The organism is Streptomyces sp. 130, from assembly GCF_007096885.1.
GTDB lineage: Bacteria > Actinomycetota > Actinomycetes > Streptomycetales > Streptomycetaceae > Streptomyces.
The window spans coordinates 33,952-55,460 of the sequence record NZ_VJNO01000041.1; the positions used below are offsets into that span (position 1 = coordinate 33,952).

General features: G+C 74.3%; 21 protein-coding genes and 1 pseudogene. 10 read left to right on the plus strand and 12 right to left on the minus strand.

What is annotated here, in order from left to right; all coding sequences use genetic code 11:
- Window positions 1-28: 28 nt before the first annotated feature.
- Both FKN01_RS27130 and fdxA read right to left on the minus strand, forming a co-directional pair.
- Window positions 29-1,123, minus strand: coding sequence for a bifunctional succinyldiaminopimelate transaminase/glutamate-prephenate aminotransferase (locus FKN01_RS27130; protein ID WP_143625097.1), 1,095 nt, complete (start codon window positions 1,121-1,123; stop codon window positions 29-31).
- A 118-nt stretch (window positions 1,124-1,241) separates the two neighbouring features.
- Window positions 1,242-1,562: a ferredoxin gene (fdxA, locus tag FKN01_RS27135; RefSeq protein ID WP_018105475.1), complete on the minus strand. Its 321-nt coding sequence runs from the start codon at window positions 1,560-1,562 to the stop codon at window positions 1,242-1,244.
- 117 nt (window positions 1,563-1,679) lie between these two features.
- Here fdxA and FKN01_RS27140 point away from each other — a divergent pair, with 117 nt between their 5' ends.
- The 5 genes and pseudogenes from FKN01_RS27140 to thrS form a co-directional block, all read left to right on the plus strand.
- Window positions 1,680-2,678, plus strand: a complete 999-nt coding sequence (locus FKN01_RS27140) for a GNAT family N-acetyltransferase (protein ID WP_143625099.1) — start codon at window positions 1,680-1,682, stop codon at window positions 2,676-2,678.
- Between the two features lie 15 nt (window positions 2,679-2,693).
- Window positions 2,694-3,521, plus strand: coding sequence for a transglutaminase-like domain-containing protein (locus FKN01_RS27145; RefSeq protein WP_143625101.1), 828 nt, complete (start codon window positions 2,694-2,696; stop codon window positions 3,519-3,521).
- A 230-nt stretch (window positions 3,522-3,751) separates the two neighbouring features.
- Window positions 3,752-4,378, plus strand: a complete 627-nt coding sequence (locus FKN01_RS27150) for a hypothetical protein (protein ID WP_143625103.1) — start codon at window positions 3,752-3,754, stop codon at window positions 4,376-4,378.
- Window positions 4,379-4,501: 123 nt separating this feature from the next.
- Complete coding sequence (locus FKN01_RS27155) at window positions 4,502-5,197, plus strand: class F sortase (RefSeq protein ID WP_143625105.1); 696 nt, start codon at window positions 4,502-4,504, stop codon at window positions 5,195-5,197.
- Between the two features lie 207 nt (window positions 5,198-5,404).
- Window positions 5,405-6,643: pseudogene (thrS, locus tag FKN01_RS27160) on the plus strand (threonine--tRNA ligase); the annotation flags it as partial.
- A gap of 12 nt (window positions 6,644-6,655) precedes the next feature.
- Here the strand turns inward: thrS and FKN01_RS27165 are convergent.
- Complete coding sequence (locus tag FKN01_RS27165) at window positions 6,656-7,894, minus strand: MFS transporter (protein WP_398933265.1); 1,239 nt, start codon at window positions 7,892-7,894, stop codon at window positions 6,656-6,658.
- Between the two features lie 65 nt (window positions 7,895-7,959).
- Between FKN01_RS27165 and FKN01_RS27170 the strand changes: the two genes are divergently transcribed.
- Entirely contained in the window at window positions 7,960-8,538 is a 579-nt protein-coding gene (locus FKN01_RS27170; RefSeq protein ID WP_143625111.1) for a sugar O-acetyltransferase, read from the plus strand.
- 19 nt (window positions 8,539-8,557) lie between these two features.
- Window positions 8,558-9,100, plus strand: a complete 543-nt coding sequence (locus FKN01_RS27175) for a TetR/AcrR family transcriptional regulator (RefSeq protein ID WP_143625113.1) — start codon at window positions 8,558-8,560, stop codon at window positions 9,098-9,100.
- Between the two features lie 58 nt (window positions 9,101-9,158).
- On the opposite strand, the gene FKN01_RS27180 is transcribed toward FKN01_RS27175, so the two are convergent.
- Window positions 9,159-9,791, minus strand: coding sequence for a class I SAM-dependent methyltransferase (locus FKN01_RS27180; protein WP_143625115.1), 633 nt, complete (start codon window positions 9,789-9,791; stop codon window positions 9,159-9,161).
- A gap of 183 nt (window positions 9,792-9,974) precedes the next feature.
- A complete protein-coding gene (locus tag FKN01_RS27185; protein ID WP_221939381.1) occupies window positions 9,975-10,547 on the minus strand; it encodes a TetR/AcrR family transcriptional regulator in 573 nt (190 codons plus the stop codon).
- 123 nt (window positions 10,548-10,670) lie between these two features.
- Here FKN01_RS27185 and FKN01_RS27190 point away from each other — a divergent pair, with 123 nt between their 5' ends.
- The gene (locus FKN01_RS27190; RefSeq protein ID WP_143625118.1) at window positions 10,671-11,600 is read left to right on the plus strand and encodes an SDR family oxidoreductase; all 930 of its coding nucleotides are present in this window, start codon (window positions 10,671-10,673) and stop codon (window positions 11,598-11,600) included.
- Between the two features lie 17 nt (window positions 11,601-11,617).
- On the opposite strand, the gene FKN01_RS27195 is transcribed toward FKN01_RS27190, so the two are convergent.
- Together FKN01_RS27195 and FKN01_RS27200 are read right to left on the minus strand one after the other, a co-directional pair.
- On the minus strand, window positions 11,618-12,466 hold the full coding sequence (locus FKN01_RS27195; RefSeq protein WP_143625120.1) for an ABC transporter permease subunit: 849 nt from the start codon (window positions 12,464-12,466) through the stop codon (window positions 11,618-11,620).
- Entirely contained in the window at window positions 12,463-13,371 is a 909-nt protein-coding gene (locus FKN01_RS27200; RefSeq protein WP_143625122.1) for an ABC transporter ATP-binding protein, read from the minus strand. Before FKN01_RS27200 ends, FKN01_RS27195 begins: the two co-directional genes overlap by 4 nt.
- A 133-nt stretch (window positions 13,372-13,504) precedes the next feature.
- On the opposite strand from FKN01_RS27200, the gene FKN01_RS27205 reads away from it, so the two are divergent.
- Window positions 13,505-14,905, plus strand: coding sequence for a sensor histidine kinase (locus tag FKN01_RS27205; RefSeq protein WP_143625124.1), 1,401 nt, complete (start codon window positions 13,505-13,507; stop codon window positions 14,903-14,905).
- Window positions 14,902-15,633, plus strand: a complete 732-nt coding sequence (locus tag FKN01_RS27210; protein ID WP_313906178.1) for a response regulator transcription factor — start codon at window positions 14,902-14,904, stop codon at window positions 15,631-15,633. The genes FKN01_RS27205 and FKN01_RS27210 overlap by 4 nt, the downstream gene beginning before the upstream one ends.
- Window positions 15,634-15,671: 38 nt before the next feature.
- On the opposite strand, the gene FKN01_RS27215 is transcribed toward FKN01_RS27210, so the two are convergent.
- The 5 genes from FKN01_RS27215 to FKN01_RS32655 all read right to left on the minus strand — a co-directional run bounded on the left by FKN01_RS27215 (window position 15,672) and on the right by FKN01_RS32655 (window position 21,256).
- A complete protein-coding gene (locus FKN01_RS27215; RefSeq protein ID WP_143625126.1) occupies window positions 15,672-16,283 on the minus strand; it encodes a response regulator transcription factor in 612 nt (203 codons plus the stop codon).
- Window positions 16,280-17,458, minus strand: a complete 1,179-nt coding sequence (locus FKN01_RS27220) for a sensor histidine kinase (protein ID WP_143625128.1) — start codon at window positions 17,456-17,458, stop codon at window positions 16,280-16,282. Before FKN01_RS27220 ends, FKN01_RS27215 begins: the two co-directional genes overlap by 4 nt.
- Window positions 17,455-18,141, minus strand: coding sequence for an ABC transporter permease (locus FKN01_RS27225; protein WP_260697025.1), 687 nt, complete (start codon window positions 18,139-18,141; stop codon window positions 17,455-17,457). Before FKN01_RS27225 ends, FKN01_RS27220 begins: the two co-directional genes overlap by 4 nt.
- Window positions 18,142-18,203: 62 nt before the next feature.
- Window positions 18,204-19,142: an ABC transporter ATP-binding protein gene (locus FKN01_RS27230; protein WP_143625132.1), complete on the minus strand. Its 939-nt coding sequence runs from the start codon at window positions 19,140-19,142 to the stop codon at window positions 18,204-18,206.
- Between the two features lie 215 nt (window positions 19,143-19,357).
- On the minus strand, window positions 19,358-21,256 hold the full coding sequence (locus FKN01_RS32655) for a peptidoglycan binding domain-containing protein (protein WP_313906179.1): 1,899 nt from the start codon (window positions 21,254-21,256) through the stop codon (window positions 19,358-19,360).
- Window positions 21,257-21,509: the final 253 nt, after the last annotated feature.

The following is a 21,509-nucleotide window of genomic DNA, read 5'->3' on the forward strand; positions in this document are numbered from 1 at the left end:
CCCGGGGGCCCTCATGTACGCCGGTGGTTCAGCCGAGGCGCTTGACCGCCGCCGCCACGCGCTCGTCGGTGGCCGTGAACGCCACGCGGACGAAGCGGTCGCCGGCCGGTCCGTAGAAGTCGCCCGGCGCGACGAGGATGCCCAGCTCCGCCAGGTACGCCACGGTGTCCCAGCAGGGCTCGTCGCGGGTGGCCCAGAGGTACAGGCTCGCCTCGCTGTGCTCGATGCGGAAGCCGTGGGCCTCCAGGGCGGTGCGCAGGGCGGTGCGCCGGTCCGCGTACCGGGCGCGCTGCTCGGCCACGTGCGTGTCGTCGCCGAGCGCGGCGACGGTCGCGGCCTGGACGGGCGCGGGCGTCATCATGCCGCCGTGCTTGCGGATCTGCAGCAGCTCGCCGAGCACGGCCGCGTCGCCCGCGATGAACGCGGCGCGGTAGCCCGCGAGGTTGGACCTCTTCGACAGCGAGTGGACGGCGACGATGCCCTCGTACGTACCGCCGCAAACGTCGGGGTGCAGCACGGAGACCGGCTCCGCTTCCCAGCCCAGCTCCAGGTAGCACTCGTCGCTGAAGACCAGCACGCCGTGCTCGCGGGCCCAGGCGACGATGCGGACCAGCTCGTCCTTGGCGAGAACACGGCCGGTCGGGTTGGACGGCGAGTTGAGCCAGAGGAGCTTCAGGCCGGCCGGGTCGAGCTCGGCCGGGTCGTCGTAGACCACCGGCTCGGCGCCGCAGAGCCGGGCGCCGACCTCGTACGTCGGGTAGGCGAGGCGCGGGTAGGCGACCTTGTCGCCCGGGCCCAGGCCCAGCTGGGTCGGCAGCCAGGCCACCAGCTCCTTGGAACCGACGACGGGCAGCACGTTCTCGTGGGCGACCGAGACCGCGCCGAGCCGCCGCTCCACCCAGCCGGTGAGCGCGTCGCGCAGCGCGGCGGTCCCCCACACCGTCGGATAGCCGGGGCTGTCCGCCGCCGCGACGAGCGCCTCCCGGATCAGCTCGGGCACCGGGTCGACGGGGGTGCCGACGGACAGGTCCACGATCCCGTCCGGGTGGGCCTCGGCCGTCGACTTGTAGGGCGCCAGCTTGTCCCAGGGGAAGACCGGGAGGCGGGAGGAGACTGCGGACACGGCTCTCTGCTTTCTCGTACGGAGTTCACGCGGGCGGCCCGGCGGGCGCGGGAAACACCGCGGCCCCGCACGGCGGCGAGCCGTACGGGACCGGGGAGGCGCACGTGCCGGGGCGCGGTTACTGGTTCTGCGGCGGCAGCGCGGCGATGAACGCGTGGTCGCGCTCGATCAGGCCGAGCTTGGAGGCACCACCCGGCGAACCGAGGTCGTCGAAGAACTCGACGTTCGCCTTGTAGTAGTCCTTCCACTCGTCCGGGGTGTCGTCCTCGTAGAAGATCGCTTCCACCGGGCAGACCGGCTCGCAGGCTCCACAGTCGACGCACTCGTCCGGGTGGATGTACAAGGACCGCTGGCCCTCGTAGATGCAGTCGACGGGGCACTCTTCGATGCAGGCCTTGTCCTTGACGTCGACACAAGGCTGCGCGATGACGTAGGTCACGCTGTCGTTCCTCCTCGGTAGGGCGTTGGCTCTCGCGCGGGAGCGCGGCGTCGTCGATGCCCGCACCTAGTATCTCCGTTCGCGGGCACGATCCGAACAGGAGGGGCGGACAGAGCTGTGGAATTCACCATCGGCGGACGGCTGGAGGTCCGAATTGCACCGGCTGACGTGGGCAAACGGGTATCAGTCCGGCGTTTGACCGGAGACGGCCCGGACGGGACGAAATTCACCGACACGGTCGGCGTTCTCACATCATGGAACGACGGTGTGCTGTGCGTCACACCCAGGAGCGGCCAGTCGGTGCGCATCGCGGAGTCCCGCCTCGTGGCGGGCAAGGTCGTGCCGTCCGCCCCGGCCCGGCGGCGCGGCCCCGCCGCCTCCTTCGCCGAACTCGCCCGGGTGACCGCGCGCGCCTGGCAGCCCGTGGAGAGCGAACCGCTGGGCGACTGGCTGCTGCGCGCCTCCGCGGGCTTCACCCGCCGCGCCAACTCCGTGCTGCCGCTCGGCGACCCGGGCGTTCCGCTCGGCGTCGCGCTCGGACGCGTCCGTGAGTGGTACGCGGAGCGGGGGCTGCCCGCGTACGTGCAGACCGCGACGGGTGCCGAGGGCGCGCAGGAGGAGCTGTGCGCGGCGCTGGAGGAGCACGGCTGGCGGCGCGAGGTGACGGCGGAGGTGCGGATCGCGGCGCTCGCCCCGGTCGGCGATCTGCCCGCCGAGGTGTCCCGGGTCCGGCTCGACCGTACGGCCGGTGCGGCGTGGCTCGCCCGCTACCAGCGCGTCGGGCAGCCGGGACCGGAGGTGACGGCGGTGCTGCACGGCGGCCCCTCGGTGTGGTTCGCGACCGTGCCCGGCGGGGACGGCGAGGCGCCCGCCGCGATCGGGCGGTGCGTGGTGGACGGACGGTGGGCCGGCTTCATGGCCGTCGAGGTGGCCCCCGAGCACCGCCGCCGGGGCCTGGCGACCGCGGTGATGACGGCGCTGGCCCGGCAGGCGATGGACGAGGGCGCGTCCGCCGCCTGGCTCCAGGTGGAGGCGGACAACGGGGGCGCCCGCGCGCTGTACGACGGGATGGGCTTCGCGACGCACCACCGCTACCACCACTTCCGGCCGGTGTGACCGGTGGTTCCCGGGATGAACGACCGCGAGGAGCGGCGCCGGCGGTTCGCGGAGGAGGCCAGGGCCGAGCGGCCCGACCTGGCGCTGCTGTGCCTGCTGGTGGCGGCGGAGGCGGATCCGGCGCTGGACGCGCACGGCGTCGACGAGGCCCAGATCGAGCTGGACCGGCTCGCCGGGCTGCTCCCCTACGGGCTGCGCGGGGCCCACGCCTGGGCGTCGGCGCTGGCCGAACTGCTCGGTGAGCGGTGCGGGTTCGAGGGCTCGGCAGCGGATTACCAGCGCCTGGAGTCGTCCCTGCTGCACGAGGTGCTGCGGCGGCGGCGCGGGCTGCCGATCCTGCTGTCGGTGGTGTGGATCGAGGTCGCCCGCCGGGCGGGCGCCCCGGTCTACGGGGTGGCTCTGCCGGGTCATTTCGTGGTCGGCTTCGGCGACCCGGGCGAGCGGGTGCTCGCCGATCCGTTCGCCGGGGGACGGCCGCTGACGGACCAGGACGCGGAGCTGCTGGTGACGAGTGCGACCGGGGAGCGGTGGGAGCCGTCGTCGCTGGAGCCGGCGCGGCCGCTGGAGGTCGTGCTGCGGGTCCTGAACAACATCCGGGCCTGGGCCGCGGCCCGCCCGGAGCACACGGCCGTGGCGCTGTGGGCCGCCGAGCTGTCGCTGCTGCTGCCGTCGCACCCGGCGAGGCTGCGCTACGAGCACGCCCAGCTGCTGGTGCGCGCGGGCGAGTTCCTGCGCGGTGCGGCCGAGATGGAGGAGTACGCGCGGGTCGTGGAGGGCGTGGAACCTGCCGTGGCGGAGGCGGTGCGCAACAGTGCGCGGGCGGCGCGGGCGCTCCTGAACTGACGGGGCGGGAGGCGGGGCGCGGCGCCCAAACCTCGTGCGGCGCGGCATGCCGTCCATCGGGTGATTATCCGTTCTCCGCCACTCGATGGGCCCAGGCCGTAGCCCCAATGCGGCGCTCTCCGATGGCGCGCTCCCGGGTTCGGACTGACGGTGGATCACGTAGCCGCTGCGTCACCAGGAGCCGACACGCCGTCACTCCTCGCAGGGGCGACGAAAGGAAATGTGTACAGATGCGCTCTGCCCGCACGCTGTTCGCTTCGGCCGCCGTCACGGCGGTCCTCACCATCACCGCTCCCTCGGCCTACGCGATGACCGTCGCCGCCGACCAGCACCAGGGCGGCTCGTCCGCCTCCGACCGCGAGCACGACAACTCCGACGGCGAATGGAAGAAGGACAAGCCGCACGGCGGCATGCACACCGGCGGCGGCGCGCTGTCGAAGACCGTCACGAAGGAGTGGCAGCCGGGCGACGAGGGCGGCAAGTACAAGGACGAGGAGAAGCCGCACGGCGGCGTCCACACCGGCGGCGGCGCACTCGCGCAGACCGTCGCCAAGGAGTGGCAGCCCGGTGACGAGGGCGGCAAGTACAGCAAGGACGACGAGGAGAAGCCGCACGGCGGCGTCCACACCGGCGGCGGCGCGCTCGCGCAGACCGTCGCCAAGGAGTGGCAGCCGGGCGACGAGGGCGGCAAGTACGAGGACGAGGAGAAGCCGCACGGCGGCATGCACACGGGTGGCGGTGCGATGGCGATGACCGGCAGCGGTCTGGCGGCCGGTTCGCTGCTGCTGCTCGGTGGCGCCGGCGTCGCCGCTTACCGGCTCCGCCGCCGTCAGGCGTCCGGCGGTGCGATGGCCTGACCGGCCCGCGGGTCCTCTGTCGTCGCGGTCGCCGTCCCTCCGGGGGCCGGCGACCGCGGCGCCCGCGTTTTCCCCGGTCCTCCCCCTCGTACCGCCCCCGTACGGACGAAAGGCACGTGCTCCATGGCCGCCCCGCAGACCACCGAGACCCCCTCTCCCGGGGCCGCGTCCCGCACCGGCTCGCTCGGCCGGGCCCTGTTCTGGCCCCTCGCGACGGCCGGTCTCGGCATGACCCTGATCTACCACTCCATCGGTTCGCCGGCCGACGACAAGGCGCCCGCCCCGCCCCCGGCCGCCGCGTCCCCGTCGGCCGGGGCCTCCGCGAAGGCGGCCCCGAGCGAGCAGCTCTCGCTGCCGCGCTCGGTGCCGACGCGGCTGCGGATTCCGGCGATCGCGGTGGACGCGCCGTTCACCCCGCTCTCCATCGGCCCTTCGGGGCGGCTCGACGCGCCTCCGCCGAACGACAAGAACCTGGTCGGCTGGTTCAAGGACGGTGCGACGCCCGGCGAGCTGGGGACGTCGATCGTGGCGGGCCACGTGGACACCACGACCGGTCCGGCCGTCTTCCTCCAGCTGCGTTTCCTGAAACCCGGGGCGACCGTCGACATCACCCGCGCCGACGGTTCGGTGGCCACCTTCGCCGTGGACACCGTGGAGACGTTCAGCAAGGCGGACTTCCCCGACGACAAGGTGTACGCCGACACCCCGGACGCGCAGGTGCGGCTCATCACCTGCGGCGGCGCGTACGACCGGAAGGCCAAGGACTACGAGGACAACGTCGTGGTCTTCGCGCACCTGGACTCGGTGAAGAAGGGGTGAGCGGCGGCCTTCCCCCGCGTACGGGCGGGAAAACCGGATGCGGGCGGGTGCGGGGCGTTGTTAGCGTCGGAGCCGTGCAGCGTGCCGCCATGAACACGACGACGCCGGAGAGTGTCCCGGCGCGCTGACCGCTGACCAGCCGACAAGCCCCGGGGCGAGAGCCCCGGGGCTTGTCCGTGGGGTCGCTCGCCCTTCCCACGCGAGGAGACCCCCATGCACGACCACCGCAGACTCGGCCGCGAGCTGGAGCTGTTCGACACCGACCCGCTGATCGGCGCGGGGCTCCCCTACTGGCTGCCGGACGGCGCGGAGCTGCGGCACACCCTGGAGGAGTACATCCGGGGCGCCGAGCGGCGGGCGGGCTACCGCCATGTGTACTCGCCGGTGCTCGGCAAACGGGAGCTGTACGAGCGCTCGGGGCACTGGGCGCACTACAGCGACGACATGTTCCCGCCGATGGACCTGGGCGAGGGGCAGGAGCTGGTGCTGCGGCCCAGCCTGTGCCCGCACCACGCGGTGATCTACCGCTCCCGGGCGCACAGCTACCGCGAACTGCCGCTGCGGATGGCGGAGCTGGGCGGGATGTACCGCTCGGAGCTGTCCGGGGTGCTCGGCGGGCTGACCCGGGTGCGTTCCATCCAGCTGAACGACGCGCACATCTTCTGCACCGTGGAGCAGGTCGCCGACGAGGCACGCGGCGCGCTGGGCATGATCCTGCGGGCGTACGAGGCACTGGGCGTCCGCGCGGCCCGCTTCCGGCTGTCGCTGCCGGGGCCGGGCGGCAAGTACGTCGCCGCGCCCGGGCTGTGGCGGCGCTCCACCGCGCTGCTGACCGAGGTGCTGGAGGCGTCGGGGCTGCCGTACGAGGCGGCGGAGGGCGAGGCCGCGTTCTACGGGCCGAAGATCGACGTCCAGGTCGAGGACGCTGCGGGCCGCGAGTTCACCCTGTCCACCGTGCAGGTCGACTTCCACCAGCCGGAGCGCTTCGACCTCCACTACACCGGGGCCGACGGGGCCAAGCACCGCCCCGTCATGGTGCACCGCTCCATCATCGGCAGCGTCGAACGGGCCGTGGCCCACCTCATCGAGCAGCACGGCGGCGCCTTCCCGGCCTGGCTCGCCCCGGAACAGCTGGCCGTCCTGCCGGTCTCCGACGCCGAACTCCCGGACGCGGAGGCGCTGGCCGGGCGGTGCGCGGAGCTGGGGCTGCGCGCGGGGGTCCGCGGCCGTGAGCGCGGCAGCCTGGGCGCCCGTGTCCGGGAAGCCAGGCTGGTGCCGTACCAGGTGGTGATCGGCGCGGCGGAGGCGGCCGACGGGCTCGTCGCACTCCGCCTGCGCGACGGCCGCCGGCTCGCCCCCATGCCGGCCGGCGACGCGCTGTCCCGGATCGCGGCGCTGACCGCCGCGCACAGCACCGCGCTGTGGGACGAGGAGGCGGGGGCGTAACGGCTTCGGCGCTCACGGCGCGGCCGGTGCCGCCTCCGTGCCGGCCGCGTCGCTCGCGCGGCCGGGGCCCAGCGCCCCGGCCAGCAGCGCCGCCACGGCCACCAGCGCCAGGACCACGGTCATCGTGAGCCGCAGGCCGATGTGGTCGGCGAGGAAGCCGAGGGCGGGCGGGCCGACCAGGAAGGCGCCGTAGCCCGCCGTGGAGACCGCGGCCACCCGGGCGGCGGCGTCCGTGGGGTGGTCGCCCGCGGCGGAGACCGTGACCGGGAAGCCGAGCGAGGCGCCGAGCCCCCACAGCACCGTGGCGGCGCCCGCCATCACGGGGCTCGGGGCGACGATCACCACCGCCAGGCCCAGTGCGGCGGTCAGGCCGCTGACCCGGACCACCAGCGCCCGGCCGAACCGCTCCAGGAAGGGGCCGCCGGCCATCCGGCCCAGGGTCATCGAGGCGGCGAAGACCAGGAAGGTCAGCGAACCCGCCGTGGGGCTCACGTCGTAGCCGTCGACCATGAGCAGCGGCAGCCAGTCGTTGGCCGCGCCCTCCGCGAAGGCCATCGCCAGCACGATGACGCCGATCAGGACGAGCCGCCGGTCGCGCCAGACGTGCATCTGGCCGAGGAAGCCGGCGCCCCGCTCGGGCCCGGCGGCCGGTGCGTCCTCCTTCCCCGTGCCGTGCGGGAGGGCCAGGACCGCCCGGGTGCCGGCCGCGGCTATCAGGAGCGCGACGAGTGTCAGGTGCCAGCCGACGGGGAACGCGGCGGCCGTCAGCACCATGCCGAGGAGCGCCCCGACGACGGTTCCCAGGCTGAAACATCCGTGCAGCACGGGCAGGACGGGCCGGCCGATGACGGTCTCGACGGCGGCGCCCTCGATGTTGAACGCCACCTCGCTCATCCCCATGCCGCCGCCGAACAGGGCCAGGCCCGCGAAGACCACGGCGGCGAGCGACAGGGCGGTGCCGGCCGCGACGACGAGCAGCCCGGCGACGATCAGGGTGACGCCGGCCAGGATCGTCCCCCGGCCCCCTCGGCGCCGCACCATCGGACCGGACGTCATGACACCGGCCATCGAACCGGTGGAGAGCCCGAACAGCACCAGGCCCATCGCACCGGTGGACACGTCGAGCCCGTCGCGGACGGCCGGGGTGCGCGCGACCCAGGAGGCCATGCCCGTACCCGCGGCGAGCATGAAGAGGAAGAGGGCGGCACGCCAGCGGCGTGTGGCGGCATCCATACAGCAGGGCCTCGTCAGACGGTCGGAAAAACGGCGGACGCACGAGCGTACGTTCGTACGCCTTGGAGTGTACGCTCGTACCCATGACGGACTACTTCGCGGGTGATCCGCGGACGAACCACGAGCGGATGCTCGCCGGAGACCTCTACATCGCGGACGACCCGCAGATCGTCGAGGCCCAGAAGCGGGCCGTGCGGCTGGCCGCCCGCTATCTCGCGGCCTACACCGAGGACCCGGACGCGGCGCAGCCCGTCGTCGCCGAACTCCTCGGCGGGCTCGGCGCGGGGGCGCACATCCGGCCGCCGCTGTACGTCGACTACGGCTCGTACATCACGGTCGGCGCGGACACGTTCATCAACTACAACCTCACCGCCCTGGACGTCGCGCCGATCACCATCGGCCGCGACTGCCAGATCGGGCCGAACGTCCAGCTGCTCACGCCCACGCACCCGGTGGAGCCGGAGCCCCGCCGGGACAAGCTGGAGGCGGCGCGGCCCATCACGATCGGCGACAATGTCTGGCTCGGCGGCGGGGCGATCGTGCTGGCCGGGGTGACCATCGGGGACAACAGCGTCATCGGCGCGGGTGCCGTCGTCACCAAGGACGTCCCCGCCAACGTGGTCGCCGTGGGCAATCCGGCCCGGGTGATCCGTTCGATCTAGACGAGAGACAGGGACCCAGGTGGCGACCGGACGGAACGACCCCGAGCGGCGGGAGCGCATCATCACCGCCGCGCTCGACCTGATCGCGGCCGAGGGGGTCGCCGGGACCTCGCACCGCAAGGTCGCCGCCCGTGCCGGGGTGCCGCTCGGTTCGATGACGTACCACTTCGCCGGCATGGACGAGCTGCTGCGGGAGGCGTTCACCCGCTTCTCCAGCGGCATCGTCGCCGTCTTCGAGGAGCGCCTGGGCGCCGCCGCCACGCAGGACGAGGCGCGCGAGGCGGTCGCCGATCTGGTCCATCATCTGTCCGGCGGCAATCAGCGCGAACTGGTCCTCACGCACGAGCTGTACACCCTCGCCGCCCGCAAGCCCGCCTACCGCGAACTGACCCGCGAGTGGATGCGCCGCAGCCGGGTCGCCCTGGAGTGGCACTTCGACCCGGCGACGGCCCGTCAGCTCGACGCGCTGATCGAGGGCCTTTCCATCCACCGCGCGCTGGAAACCGAACCGCACGACCGCGCCCTGACCGTCGAGGCGATCGCCCGCGTCACGCGCGCCTGAGGCGCCCACAGCTCCTGGCCGGCACCCCACCTGACCAAGGTGCCGGCCAGGTCACCTCTCACGCACCGGCCGCCCGGGCCAGCAGACACACCTGGGGCCACCTCGCCCCCGGCGTGGTCAGCCGGGCGGTGACGGCGAATCCGGCCTCTTCCAGTTGTCCGGCGACCCGGTCGGGGGACAGCAGGTGGATGGCGTACGCGAGACCGCCGGCGCGCTTCTGCGAGACGTAGGGCTCCCCGTTCCCGGCGTGGAACCCCAGCAGCAGCCGGCCGCCGGGGGCCAGGACGCGGCGGAACTCCGCGAAGAGGACCGGGAGCCGGTCCGGCGGCGTGTGCAGGACGGACCACCAGGCGACGATCCCGCCGAGGCCTGCGTCCGGCAGCGCGAGCGCGTCCATCGATCCGGTCTCGAAGCGCAGGTCCGGGTGGCGGCGGCGGGCGGCGTCCACCATGCGCGGCGACACGTCCACGCCGTGGACGCTGAGCCCGAGTCCGGCCAGATGGGCCGTCACATGGCCCGGGCCGCAGCCGAGATCGGCGACGGGGAGCGCACCGTCCGCGTGGACCTCCTCCGCGAACGCGCCGATCAGCGCGCGCCCCGGCACGTCCTCGGCGAAGAGGCCGGGGACGCGTGCGGCGTAGTCCTCGGCGACGGTGTCGTAGTAGGCGCGGGTCGCGTCGAGTCCGGTCATCCGTACGACCCTAAGGGACGGTTGCGGCGGCCGGGGCCGGGTACCCCGCGCTGCCGGGCGGGCACCGCCGATCGCCTCGCGGCAGTCACTGCTCGTCGCGCACGGCAGACCGACGCGGGGCTCCGGCGGACGGGGCCCTCCGCGAGAACGCCCGCCGCGTCCGGCGGGGCGGGCGTCGCCGGGTCAGGGCCGGCCGCCCGCCATCAGGGCTTCGAGTCCGGCCAGCCCCTCCAGGATGAACGCGCCCAGGCCGCGCGCCCCGACGGTGTCGATCCAGCGCTCGAAGGCGACCTTGAAGACGGCGATCCCCGCCTCGGCCGCGAGACTGGCCGCCGGTTCGCCGACGCCGCGCGCCCGCAGGGCCTCCCCCATCGCCGCGGCCAGCGAGGCGAGCTTCACCAGTTCGCGCTCCCGGAGCTCCGCGTTGGCCGTGATGATCCGCTGCCGTTGCCGGGCCTGCTCGTGGCGATCGTCGAACACGGCCGCCGCCGCCTGGAGCGCCGCCGCCACCGCGCCCATCGGGGACGCGGCCGGGGGAGCCCCGGCGAGGCCGCTCACCAGGCGTTCCCGGAGCAGGGCGGAGCCGGCGAACAGCACCTCGCGCTTGTCCGCGTAGTGCCGGAAGAACGTGCGTTCCGTGAGCCCGGCCCGCTTGGCGATCTCGGTGACGGTCGTCTGCTCGTAACCCCGCTCGCCGTACAGCTCCATGGCGGCCCGCTCCAGCCTGCCGCGCGCGTCCGGCTCCCATCGACCCATACGGCGAGTCTATGGGATGACAGTGACTGACATCAGGAGTACGGTGATGACAGTCGCTGACATCAAGGGTCGGCCGGATGTCCGGGCTGCCCGGTTCGCCGGCCTGTTCCAGGAGGTTTTCCCATGCGTGTATTCATCACCGGCGCGTCCGGCTGGATCGGTTCCGCGGTCGTTCCCGAGCTCATCGCGGCAGGTCACCGGGTCGTCGGACTGGCCCGCTCGGACGCCTCGGCCGAGGCCCTGGCCGCCGCCGGGGCCGAGGTGCGGCGCGGGTCGCTGGACGACCTGGACGTGCTGCGCGAGGCCGCCGCCGAGGCGGACGGGGTGCTCCACCTCGCGTTCAAGCACGACATCGCGTTCTCCGGGGACTTCCAGGGCGCCACCGACGCGGACCGGAAGGCCATCGACGCCTTCGGGGACGCGCTCGCCGGCTCCGGCAAGCCCTTCGTCATCGCGTCCGGACTCCTCGGGCTCGCCCCGGGCCGGGTCGCGACCGAGGACGACGGGCAGAGCTCCGCCCCGGACGCGCCCGCCGGGGGCCCGGGCGGCCGCCAGGACAACGCGCGGGCGACGATCGCGCTCGCCTCCCGGAACGTCCGCTCGTCCGTCGTCCGGCTGCCCCCGACGGTCCACGGCGACGGGGACCAGGGCTTCGTGGCCGGCCTCGTCGCCATCGCCCGCGCCAAGGGCGTCTCCGGCCACGTCGGCGACGGCTCCCAGCGCTGGCCGGCCGTCCACCGCGCGGACGCCGCCCACCTGTTCCGGCTGGCCCTGGAGCAGGCCCCCGCCGGCTCCACGCTGCACGCGGCGGCCGAGGAGGGCGTCGCGCTGCGGCCCGTCGCCGAGACCATCGGCCGCCACCTCGGCGTCCCCACGGCCTCCGTCGCGCCCGAGGACGCGGCCGGCCACTTCGGCTGGCTGGCCGGCATGGTGAGCCTCGACTCGCCCGCGTCCAGCGCCCTGACCCGCGACCGCTTCGGCTGGAAGCCGGCCGGGCCCGGGCTCGTCGAGGACCTGGACGAGGGTCACTACTTCCGCGCGCCGGGAGCGTAGCGCGCGGCCCCGCCGCCTCACTGGTCGCGGCGGTGCACCGCGCACACCGCCACGGCCCCCGCGATCAGCGCCCACAGGACGTAGACGGTCCACGCACCCGCCTCCGACCACGGGTGGAGCTCGGCCGGGGGCTGCGGGAGGGCGCCGCCCGCCAGGCGGTCCCAGGCGCTGAACGGCAGGGTGTGCCGGAGCACCGCCGTCAGGTGGCGCCGGTCGCTGAGGACCATCGGGAGCAGGAGCAGGACCACCACGCACGCCACGACCGACGCCCCCGTGTGCCGGATCACCGTGCCGAGCGCGAGGCCCGTGAGCGCGGCGACCGGGGCCAGCAGCGCGGACGCGGCGAGGACCTGGAGCGTTCCCGGGTCGCCGAGGGAGACCGAGGCGCCGCGTCCGGACAGTATCGCGCTGGTCGAGGCGTAGGAGGCCGCGCCGACGAGCACGCCGAAGGCCGTGGTGACGGCGGCGAGCACGAGGGCCTTGGCGGCCATCACCGAGCGCCGGGCGGGCACGGCCGTGAACGTCGTGCGGATGAGCCCGGTCCCGTACTCGCCGGTGACCGACACGGCGCCGATCGCGGCCAGGGCCAGGACGAGCACCAGGGCGGAGTTGTCGGTGAAGGCGTCGACGAGTGCCAGGCGGTGGCTGACGAAGAACTCCTGGCTGCCCTGGTCGTACTGGTACCAGTACTTGTAGTGGTCGTAGGCCGCACCGGCGTTGAACGCGACGACGGCCAGTGCGGCCAGCGCGTACAGCCAGGGTGTCGAGCGCAGCGACCACGTCTTCAGCCACTCGGCGGCGATCAGGTCGGTGAAGCGCGCGCGGGTCTCGACGCGCGTGACGGGGGCGGCGGTCGCCGTGGTCATCGGGGGTCTCCTGCCGGGTACTGGACGCTGTCCGCGGTGAGTTCCATGAACGCCTCCTCCAGCGAGGCGCCGAGGGTGGTCAGTTCGTGGAGCAGCACCCGGTGGCGCAGGGCGAGTTCGCCGATGCGCTCGGCGGGGAGCCCGGTCACCGTGAGCCGGTCGCCGTCCGCGGCCACCGAGGCGCCTTCGGCGGTCAGCAGCGGTGTCAGGTCCGCCGTGTCCGGGGTGCGTACGGTGACGCTGCGGCGGGCGGAGCGGGCGGCGAACGCGCTCAGGCTCTCGGCCGCGACGAGCGCGCCGCGCCCGATGACGACGAGCCGGTCGGCGGTGTGCTCCATCTCGGTCATCAGGTGGCTGGAGACGAAGACGGTACGGCCTTCGGCGGCGAGCCGGCGGAAGAGCCCGCGCACCCACAGCACGCCTTCCGGGTCGAGGCCGTTGAGGGGTTCGTCGAAGAGCAGGACGGGCGGGTCGCCGAGCAGGGCCGTGGCGATGCCGAGGCGCTGGCGCATCCCGAGCGAGAAGCCGCCGACGCGGCGGCGGGCCGCTGCCGCGAGGCCCACCTCTTCGAGCACCCCGTCGACCCGTGCGCGGGGGATGCCGTTGCTCCGGGCCAGCACGGCGAGGTGGGCGCGGGCGGTCCGGCCGCCGTGGACGTCGCCCGCGTCGAGCAGGGCGCCGACGTGGCGCAGTCCGCGCGGGTGGTCGCGGAAGGGGCGGCCCCGGACGGTGGCCGTTCCGGCGGTCGGCTCGACCAGGCCCAGGAGCATGCGCAGGGTGGTGGTCTTCCCCGCCCCGTTGGGCCCGAGGAAGCCGGTCACCTCGCCCGGCCGCACGGTGAAGGTCAGATCGTCCACGGCGGTGGCGCCGCCGTATCGCTTGGTCAGTCCGTTGGCTTCGATCACGGACCCCACCCTGCGGGCCGCGACCGGGCTGTGTCGTCGGACCGTCGCTGACATCCCGGGGCGCCGCTCTGCACCCGTGGGTGTACAACCGCGGTCCGATGCAAGGGGGTTCGGCGCTGGGTACGCTCGGCGCATGTCCAGCTCACCGATCCTGCCCCTGCTCGGACGCGTCCCACCGGGCGCGTGGGTGGCGGCGGCCTGGTGCGGGGGCATGGTGCTCACGCTGCTCATGCGGGTCCGGCTGCCCGGCGAGCAGCGGGCGTCGGTCCTGCCCGGCGTCCTGTTCTACCGCTGGGACGGCCTGCTGACCCATCTGCTGTCCACGGCCCTGCTCCTGGCCGGCTGCCGGTGGCTCACCCGGCGCCCGCTGAGCGCCATGGCCCTGCTGCTCGCCGCCTCCGCGCTCGCCACCATGCCGCTCGGGGTGGCGGAGATCCCCCTGGCGCAGTTCCTGGCCGTCGATGTCGCTTTGTACTTCACGGCCGCCGCCCGCCCGCTGCGCACGGGCGTCCTCGCCCTCGTCCTGTCGGTCGTCGTCCTGGTCGCCTACGTGAGCTACCGGGTGCTCGCGGGATGGGGCGCCGGTGTGTCGGCGGAGCTGGCCGTCGCCCTGACGGCGGTCGTCGCCTGGCTTGTGGGCCGCTCGGTGTACGAGAGCCGCAGGCACGACGCCGACCTGACGGCCCGGGCCACGGACCGGGCGCTCGTCGCCGAACGGCTGCGCATCGCCCGCGAGATGCACGACGTGGTGGCCCACAGCGTCGGCATCATCGCCCTCCAGGCGGGCGCGGCGGCCAGGGTCGTGCACACCCAGCCGGACGCGGCCCGGGAGGCGATGAGCGCGGTGGAGGCAGCCGGCCGGGAGACGCTGTCGGGGCTGCGCAGGATGCTGGGCGCACTGCGGGAGACCGGGCCCGGCCAGGACCCGGCGGGGCGCGAGGACGCGCCGCTGCGCCCCGCCGAGGGCCTCGCCGACATCGACCGGCTCGCCCGGGCCACGACCGCCGCCGGGGTCCGGGTCGAGGTGGAGTGGCGGGGGGAACGGCGTGCGCTGCCGCCGGAGTTGGAGCTGTCGGCGTTCCGGATCGTCCAGGAGTCGGTGACCAACGTGGTGCGCCATGCGGAGACCGACGCCTGCCGGGTCCGCGTCGAATACGGCGAGGAGGAGCTGACCGTCGAGATCACGGACCGGGGCCGGGGCGGGACGCGCGCCCCGGGGCGCGGTGCGGCCCCCGGCTTCGGCCTGGCCGGGATGCGGGAGCGGGTGGCGCTGCTGCACGGCGAGTTCGCCGCCGCCCCGGCTCCGGACGGAGGCTTCCGGGTCACCGCCCGTCTGCCGGTGCCCGCGCCGGACCGCACGCGGAAGCCGGTGCCCGCGCCGCCGGAACAGACGCAGGAACGTACCCGGGAGCCCGCGCCCGCGCCCCCGGACCGTACACGGAAGCCGGCGCCCGCGCCCCCGGACCGTACGCGGGGGCCCGCGCCCGCGCCCCCGGAGCAGACGTCGGAGCCGGTGCGGGGAGCGGCCTCATGAGCGGCGGCGGGCGCCCCGGCGCGCCCGGGGACGGCGCCCAGGACGCGGGCGGCGAGGCGGCCGGCCCTCCCCCGGTCCGCGTCCTGCTCGCGGACGACCAGCCGCTGGTGCGGACCGCGTTGCGGATGGTCATGGCGGACACCCCGGACATCGAGGTGGTCGGCGAGGCGGGGACGGGCGAGGAGGCGGTCCGGCTGACCGCCTCACTCGCGCCGGACGTCGTCGTGATGGACATCCGGATGCCCGGCATGGACGGCATCGAGGCCACCTCGCGGATCGCCGCGCAGGGCGGCGAGGCGCATGTCGTGGTCCTGACGACGTTCGATGACGACGACTACGTGTACGGGGCGCTGCGCGCCGGTGCGGCCGGGTTCCTGGTCAAGGACATGGCGCTGGACGACATCCTGGCGGCGGTCCGGGTGGTGGCCTCCGGCGACGCCCTGCTCGCGCCGAGCGTCACCCGGCGGCTGATCAAGGAGTTCGCGGCCCGTCCCGCGTCCGCCCCGGCCGCCCCGGCCCCGCTCTCCGCGATCACCGAGCGGGAGCGGGAGGTGCTGGTGCTGGTCGGCAGCGGGCTCTCCAACGCGGAGATCGCGGAGCGCCTGGTCATCAGTGTGGCCACGGCGAAGACCTATCTGACCCGGCTGCTCGCCAAGCTGGGGGCGCGCGACCGGGTGCAGCTGGTCATCATCGCGTACGAGGCGGGGCTGGTGTCCCCGGGGCGGTGACGGCGGGGCGGCCGGACGGCGGAGCGCCCCCGCCCGCCCTACAACCAGCCCTTCTCGCGCGCCACGCGGACCGCCTCGGCCCGGTTGCGGGCGGCCAGCTTCTGGATCGCCATGGAGAGGTAGTTGCGGACGGTGCCCTGGGAGAGGTGAAGGGCGGCGGCGATCTCCGCGTTGGTCGAGCCGTCCGAGGCGGTGCGCAGGACCTCGCGTTCGCGGTCGGTCAGCGGGTTCGCGCCGTCGGCGAGGGCGGCGGCGGCGAGGCCGGGGTCGATGACGCGTTCGCCGGCGAGCACCTTGCGTACCGCTTCGGCCAGCTGGGCCGCCGGGGCGTCCTTGACCAGGAAGGCGTCGGCGCCCGACTCCATGGCGCGGCGCAGATAGCCGGGCCGGCCGAACGTCGTGACGACCACGACCTTCACGTCCGGCAGGGCCTCACGGAGCCGGCCGGCCGCCTCGATGCCGGTCATGCCGGGCATCTCGATGTCCAGGAGGGCCACGTCGACGGAGTGCTCCCGGGCCGCCGCCAGGACCTCGTCGCCCCGCGCGACCTGGGCGACCACCTCGATGTCCGGTTCCAGGCCGAGGAGCGCCGCCAGGGCCTCGCGCACCATGGACTGGTCCTCCGCGAGGAGGAGTCTGATCATGCTCATTCCGCGGATCCTAGGCCGGATGCGAACGGGACGCTGAGGACCATGGTGAAGCCTTTGCCCGAACGGGGCTGCGTGGCCCGGGTGATGAGGGTGCCGTCCACCGAGGCGAGGCGTTCGGTGAGGCCGGTGAGGCCGTTGCCGGGCGTGGTCTTGGCGGTGCCCCGGCCGTCGTCGGCGACGGTCAGTTCGAGCACCCGCCCGTCCAGGGTCTGACGGGGGGCCAGGGTCACCGTGCAGCGGTGCGCGCCACTGTGGCGTACGACGTTGGTGATCGCCTCGCGCAGCCCCCAGGCGAGCACCTCCTCCGTCTTCTCGGGCAGCCCGTCGGGGATGTCGGCCGGGACGTCGGCGTCGACCCCGGCGGCGGCCAGCGCGGTGCGGGCCCCGGCCAGTTCGCCGGGGAGGGTCGGCCGGCGGTATCCGGTGACGGCACTGCGTACGTCCACCAGGGCCTGGCGGCTGACCTGTTCGATGTCCGCGACCTGGGCGGCAGCCAGCTCGGGCCGGTCGGGAAGCATCCGGCCGGCCAGCTCGCTCTTGAGGGTGATCAGCGAGAGGGAGTGGCCCAGCAGGTCGTGCAGGTCGCGGGCGAGGCGCAGGCGCTCCTCGTTGGCGGCGAGCTGCGCGACGGTGGCCCGGGCCTGGCGCAGCTCGATCGTGGTGCGGACCAGCTGCCGTACGCCCGTCATCGCGAAGCCGCCCAGCAGGGCGGGGAAGACCAGGGCGGTGACGGTCTCACGCGCGTCCTCCAGGGTCGCGCCGACGCCCACCATGACGGCGGTGACGACCGGTACCAGCCACCGCGCGGTCCGCAGCGGCATCGTGGCACCGGCCGACACCGCCACGTACACGAAGAGGACCAGCCAGGGCGTGCCGAACGTCAGCGCCAGCAGCATCGCCAGGGCCCCGAGGAAGGCGATCGACGCCCGTACCCGGAAGAGGTCGGGCGCCTTCGAGGTGTGCCGGAAGACCAGGACCAGGTAGGAGCCGACGAAGACCAGCAGCCCGAGGACGCCGAGCGCGGTCGCCCACGGGGTGTGGTTGCCGTCGGCGAGGTCCTTGACCGGCGCGCTCATGAAGGCGAGCCAGATGCCGATCCACAGCAGCTTGATCCCGGCCTGCCGGGCGGCCGCGGGCGGCTTCCCGGGCCCCGCCGGCGTCTCGTCGTCGTTCACGCCTTCAAGGTGTCCTTCCGGTAGAGCCAGGCCGCGCCGCCCGCGAAGAGCAGGAAGTAGGCACAGAGGACGGCGACGTCCTTGGCGTGCGGCGCGCCGCCCGTCTCGACGGCCTGGCCGAGTGCAGCGTACGCGTGGGTGGGAAGCCACTCGGAGATGTTCTGGAGCCACTGCGGGAAGGTCGCGCTGGGCATCCAGAGGCCGCCGAGGACGGAGAGCCCGAAGTAGATGATCATCGTGACCGGGCGGACCGCGTCCCCGCTGGTGACGTAACCGATGGCGACGCCGAGCGCGGCGAAGACCAGGGAGCCGGCCCAGATGACTGCGGTCAGCGCGAACCACTGCCAGAGGTCGAAGCGGACGTGTTTGACGGAGGCGGCGACGAGGAAGACCACGACGATGCACGGCAGGGTGACGATGGCGGCACCGGCGATCTTCGCCAGGACGTAGCCCCGGCCGGGCAGCGCGGTCAGCCGCAGCTGGCGCACCCAGCCCTTCTCGCGTTCCTTGGCGATGCGCTCGCTGTTGCCCATGAGGACGGCGGTCAGCGCGCCGAAGGAGGCCATGGAGACCATGAAGAAGGACTGGAGGGTCAGATCGGTGTGCGGGATCGTGGCGGTGTCGTTCTGGGTGCCGGAGATCAGCAGGTAGATCACCGACGGGTAGATGACCGAGAAGAACATGAACTTCTTGTTCCGCAGGGTGCGGGTGACTTCGAGCCGGATGAGGGCCCCGGAAAAGAGATTCAGCACGGCTTCTTGGCCTCCTCGGCCTCGGTGATGGCGACGAAGGCCTGCTCCAGGCCGAGTCCGGCGACTTCCAGCTCGCGCGGGTACAGACCGAGGCCGTAGAGGGCGTGCACGGTCGCGTCGGCGTTGTGCGACTGGATGCGCACCCGCCTGCCGGTGATGTCGAGCGAGGCGAGGAACGGCAGGGCGCGCAGGGCGGCCCGGTCGATCGCGCCCTCCAGTTCGAAGGAGATCCGGCGGGCCCCGGCCCTCGCCTTGATCTCGGCGGCGGTGCCGTCGGCGAGGAGGCGGCCCTTGTGCAGGACCAGGACCCGGTCGGCGATCGCGTCGGCCTCTTCGAGGTAGTGGGTGGCGAACAGGACGGTACGGCCTTGCTCGGCCTGTTCGCGCATGGTGGCCCAGAACGCCTGGCGGGCGGTGACGTCCATGCCGGTCGTCGGCTCGTCGAGGACGATGAGGTCGTTGGCGCCGGCGGTGGCCAGCGCGAACCGCACGCGCTGCTCCTGGCCGCCGGAGAGCTTGTTGACCATCCGGCCGGCGATCGAAGCGATGCCCGCCCGGGCCAGCACCTCGCCGACCGGGTGGGGGCGCGGATGCAGGTCGCAGGCGAGCAGGACCAGTTCCTCGACGGTCACGTCCTCCATCAGGCCGCCGCTCTGCAGCATGGCGCCGACCCGGCCGGCCCTGATGGCCTCCTGCGGGGTGGTGCCGAAGAGGCTGACCGTGCCGGAGTCGGCGGTGCGCAGGCCGAGGAGCAGGTCGAGGGTGGAGGACTTGCCGGCTCCGTTGGGGCCGAGGAGCGCCACGGTCTCGCCGGGATGCAGGTCCAGGGTGAGCCCGTCGACGGCGCGTACGTCCCCGTAGACCTTGCTGACCCGGTCGAAGCTGACCACCGCGGTGCTCGTCGCGGTCGCTCCGGTGGCTGTCGTCGTCATGCGTCCAGCCTGGCCTGCCCGGGGTGCGCGCGGCAGGGTCAGCGGTCGTGTATCCGGGATGACAGATGTCATGCCGCCGGGGGTGACGGGTGTACGGGGGCCGGGTGCGGGGAAGCCGCCGCCCCGCCGGGGTGCGGTTCCGCCCGCTTGCGCCGCCGCCCCCGGCCGGGGTCCGGTCGGGGGCGGGAGGCACGGGGCGCGGGGCGCGGAACGGGTCAGCCGTTGCCGTCGAGGTCGATCGTGACCGTGCGCTCGGCGGGGGTCTTCCCCAGCAGCGCGCCCTTCATGGCGTAGGCCACGTCGTCCGCGCTGAGCTGGTGCTTCTTGCCGTCGCCCTTGGTGATCATGATGCCGTCGAAGACCCCGGCGCAGAGCCGGTCGATGGCCTCCTTGTCGTAGACGTCGACCAGCTTCCCGTCGACCGCCTTCATCGACAGGATCTGCGGCAGCGACTTCGCCGGGCCGAAGGGGATCTCCTTGCCGCCGGCCCTGATGACGACCAGCCCGGACATCGCGGGCTCCGCGAACTCCTTCATCGCCCGGTCCAGTTCGGCCTGGCTGATGGTGGGTTCCCTGGTGACGACGGGCAGTTGGACGGTCCTGGCGCTGCCGGTCTCGACCTGGGCGCGGTAGGCGTCCCGGACGGCGCCCATCGACTTGTTCACGTCGATCGCCTTGCCGGGCTTGCCCGGCACCGCGACGGCCCGGCCCGGCTCGAACTTGATGGTGCCGTCCTTCACGCTGCCCGAGGCGCCGGCCAGGTCCTGGAGCGCGACGCCCAGCTTCTCCTCGTCCACCGGGAAGACCGGCTCGACGGTCCGCTCGCCGCCGAAGAGCGAGCCGATCACGGAGACCGGGTTGTAGTCGCTGCCGGCCGCGGCGCGCACGGTGGCCTGGCTGTCCAGGGAGAGCCCGGCCTTGTCCGGCGCGAGTTCCGTCTCCTTGCCGTCCACGGTCAGCTTGAGCGGGGTCGCGGCACGCTTGGCGAGCGCGGCGTCCAGCTTCTCGACGCCGTCCTCCTTCGTGCCGCCGCCGATGTCGACGCCGAGGACCGTGGTGCCCTTGGGCACGTCGGAGTGGTTCATCAGGAGTCCGGCGCCGTACGCGACACCGAGCAGGCAGACCACCGCGGCGCCGAGCAGGACCAGCTTCGAGCGGCCCTTCTTGGCGGGCGCCGCGGGCGCCGGCTTCGGCGCGGGGCGGGCCTCGGCCGGCTTCGGCGCCGCGCTCCCGGGCCCGCCCGGACCACCGGGTCCGGTGCCCGTCGGGCCGCCCGGGACGTTCCGGTCGCCGGGCACGACGGGGATGCCGCTGTTCAGCGTGTCACCGGAGACGTTGCCGCCGGGGCCGCCCGGGGGCGGGGCGAACTGCGGGGTGAGGATGGCGGTGTCGTCGGACATGCGCGGCGGCACCGCGCCCTGCCCGGGGCCGCCCGGGTGCAGCGGACCGGGGCCCGGCGGGAAGGGGCCGGGGCCGTCGAGGTCCGGGGTGAGCGGCGAGGTGCCGGCGGCCGGGCCCGTGGTGGGGCCGGCCGGGCCGGGGGTGCGGACGCCCGGGACGGAGGCGGAACGCGGGCCGCCCGGGCCCTCGCCGGGGCCCTGCGGGAAGTCGCGCTGCGGCCCGTCCGAGAAGTACGGCAGGTCGGTACGGGGGCCGGAGGGCGGGGCGACCCGGCCGGGGCCGCCGGGACCGCCGAGACCGGGTCCGCCGGGACCGGAACCGCCGGGTCCGGCCGGAGCGCCGGTGCCACCGGCACCGCCGGCACCACCAGCACCGCCCGTAACACCGGCACCACCGGCACCACCAGCACCGCCGGAGCCGGCCGGAGTGCCCGGGCCGCCGGTCACGCCCGGCACCGCGAGGCCCGCGCCGTCCGTGTCGCCGCCGGGCCGGCCCCCCGTCGGGGGCTTCGCGGCCGGGGGCTTGCGCGGGGCGAACCAGTCGCTGCCGCCGCTCTTCTCCTTGGGCGGCTTCTCGGACTCCGCCGGGCCCGCGTCCTCGCCGCTCTCGGCGGCCGGTGCCTGGGGCGTCCGCGGAGCGCTGCCGGACGCGGGAGCGCCGCCCGGACGCGGGGTGGCGCCGGTGCGCTCGCCCTCGCCCTCCGCGTCACTCACGGGCGTACGCATGACAACGGGCGGGATGGGGCGCGAGCCCGGGATGTTGATCCGGATGCGCGTCGTCAGCGTCGTCTCGGTCTTCGGCTCATCGGGCCGGTCCGCGCCTCCGGATACCTGGGACCCTTCCGGGGCGTCCTGCGACGGGTGCGTCGACGGATACTGGCGGGATCCGTACGGCGGCGTACCCGAGGGGTACGCGGCTCCTCCGCGACCCTGGGGCCCGGAGGACGAACTGTCAGTTTCACGACTC

Bases quoted from the DNA above. Each gene is read 5' to 3' on its own strand.
- FKN01_RS27145 (WP_143625101.1), top strand. From the start codon at position 2,694: ATGAACGACCGCGAGGAGCGGCGCCGGCGGTTCGCGGAGGAGGCCAGG.
- FKN01_RS27150 (WP_143625103.1), top strand. From the start codon at position 3,752: ATGCGCTCTGCCCGCACGCTGTTCGCTTCGGCCGCCGTCACGGCGGTC.
- FKN01_RS27155 (WP_143625105.1), top strand. From the start codon at position 4,502: ATGGCCGCCCCGCAGACCACCGAGACCCCCTCTCCCGGGGCCGCGTCC.
- FKN01_RS27170 (WP_143625111.1), top strand. From the start codon at position 7,960: ATGACGGACTACTTCGCGGGTGATCCGCGGACGAACCACGAGCGGATG.
- FKN01_RS27180 (WP_143625115.1), bottom strand. From the start codon at position 9,791: ATGACCGGACTCGACGCGACCCGCGCCTACTACGACACCGTCGCCGAG.
- FKN01_RS27185 (WP_221939381.1), bottom strand. From the start codon at position 10,547: ATGGGTCGATGGGAGCCGGACGCGCGCGGCAGGCTGGAGCGGGCCGCC.
- FKN01_RS27190 (WP_143625118.1), top strand. From the start codon at position 10,671: ATGCGTGTATTCATCACCGGCGCGTCCGGCTGGATCGGTTCCGCGGTC.
- FKN01_RS27195 (WP_143625120.1), bottom strand. From the start codon at position 12,466: ATGACCACGGCGACCGCCGCCCCCGTCACGCGCGTCGAGACCCGCGCG.
- FKN01_RS27205 (WP_143625124.1), top strand. From the start codon at position 13,505: ATGTCCAGCTCACCGATCCTGCCCCTGCTCGGACGCGTCCCACCGGGC.
- FKN01_RS27210 (WP_313906178.1), top strand. From the start codon at position 14,902: ATGAGCGGCGGCGGGCGCCCCGGCGCGCCCGGGGACGGCGCCCAGGAC.
- FKN01_RS27215 (WP_143625126.1), bottom strand. From the start codon at position 16,283: ATGAGCATGATCAGACTCCTCCTCGCGGAGGACCAGTCCATGGTGCGC.
- FKN01_RS27225 (WP_260697025.1), bottom strand. From the start codon at position 18,141: ATGTTCTTCTCGGTCATCTACCCGTCGGTGATCTACCTGCTGATCTCC.
- FKN01_RS27230 (WP_143625132.1), bottom strand. From the start codon at position 19,142: ATGACGACGACAGCCACCGGAGCGACCGCGACGAGCACCGCGGTGGTC.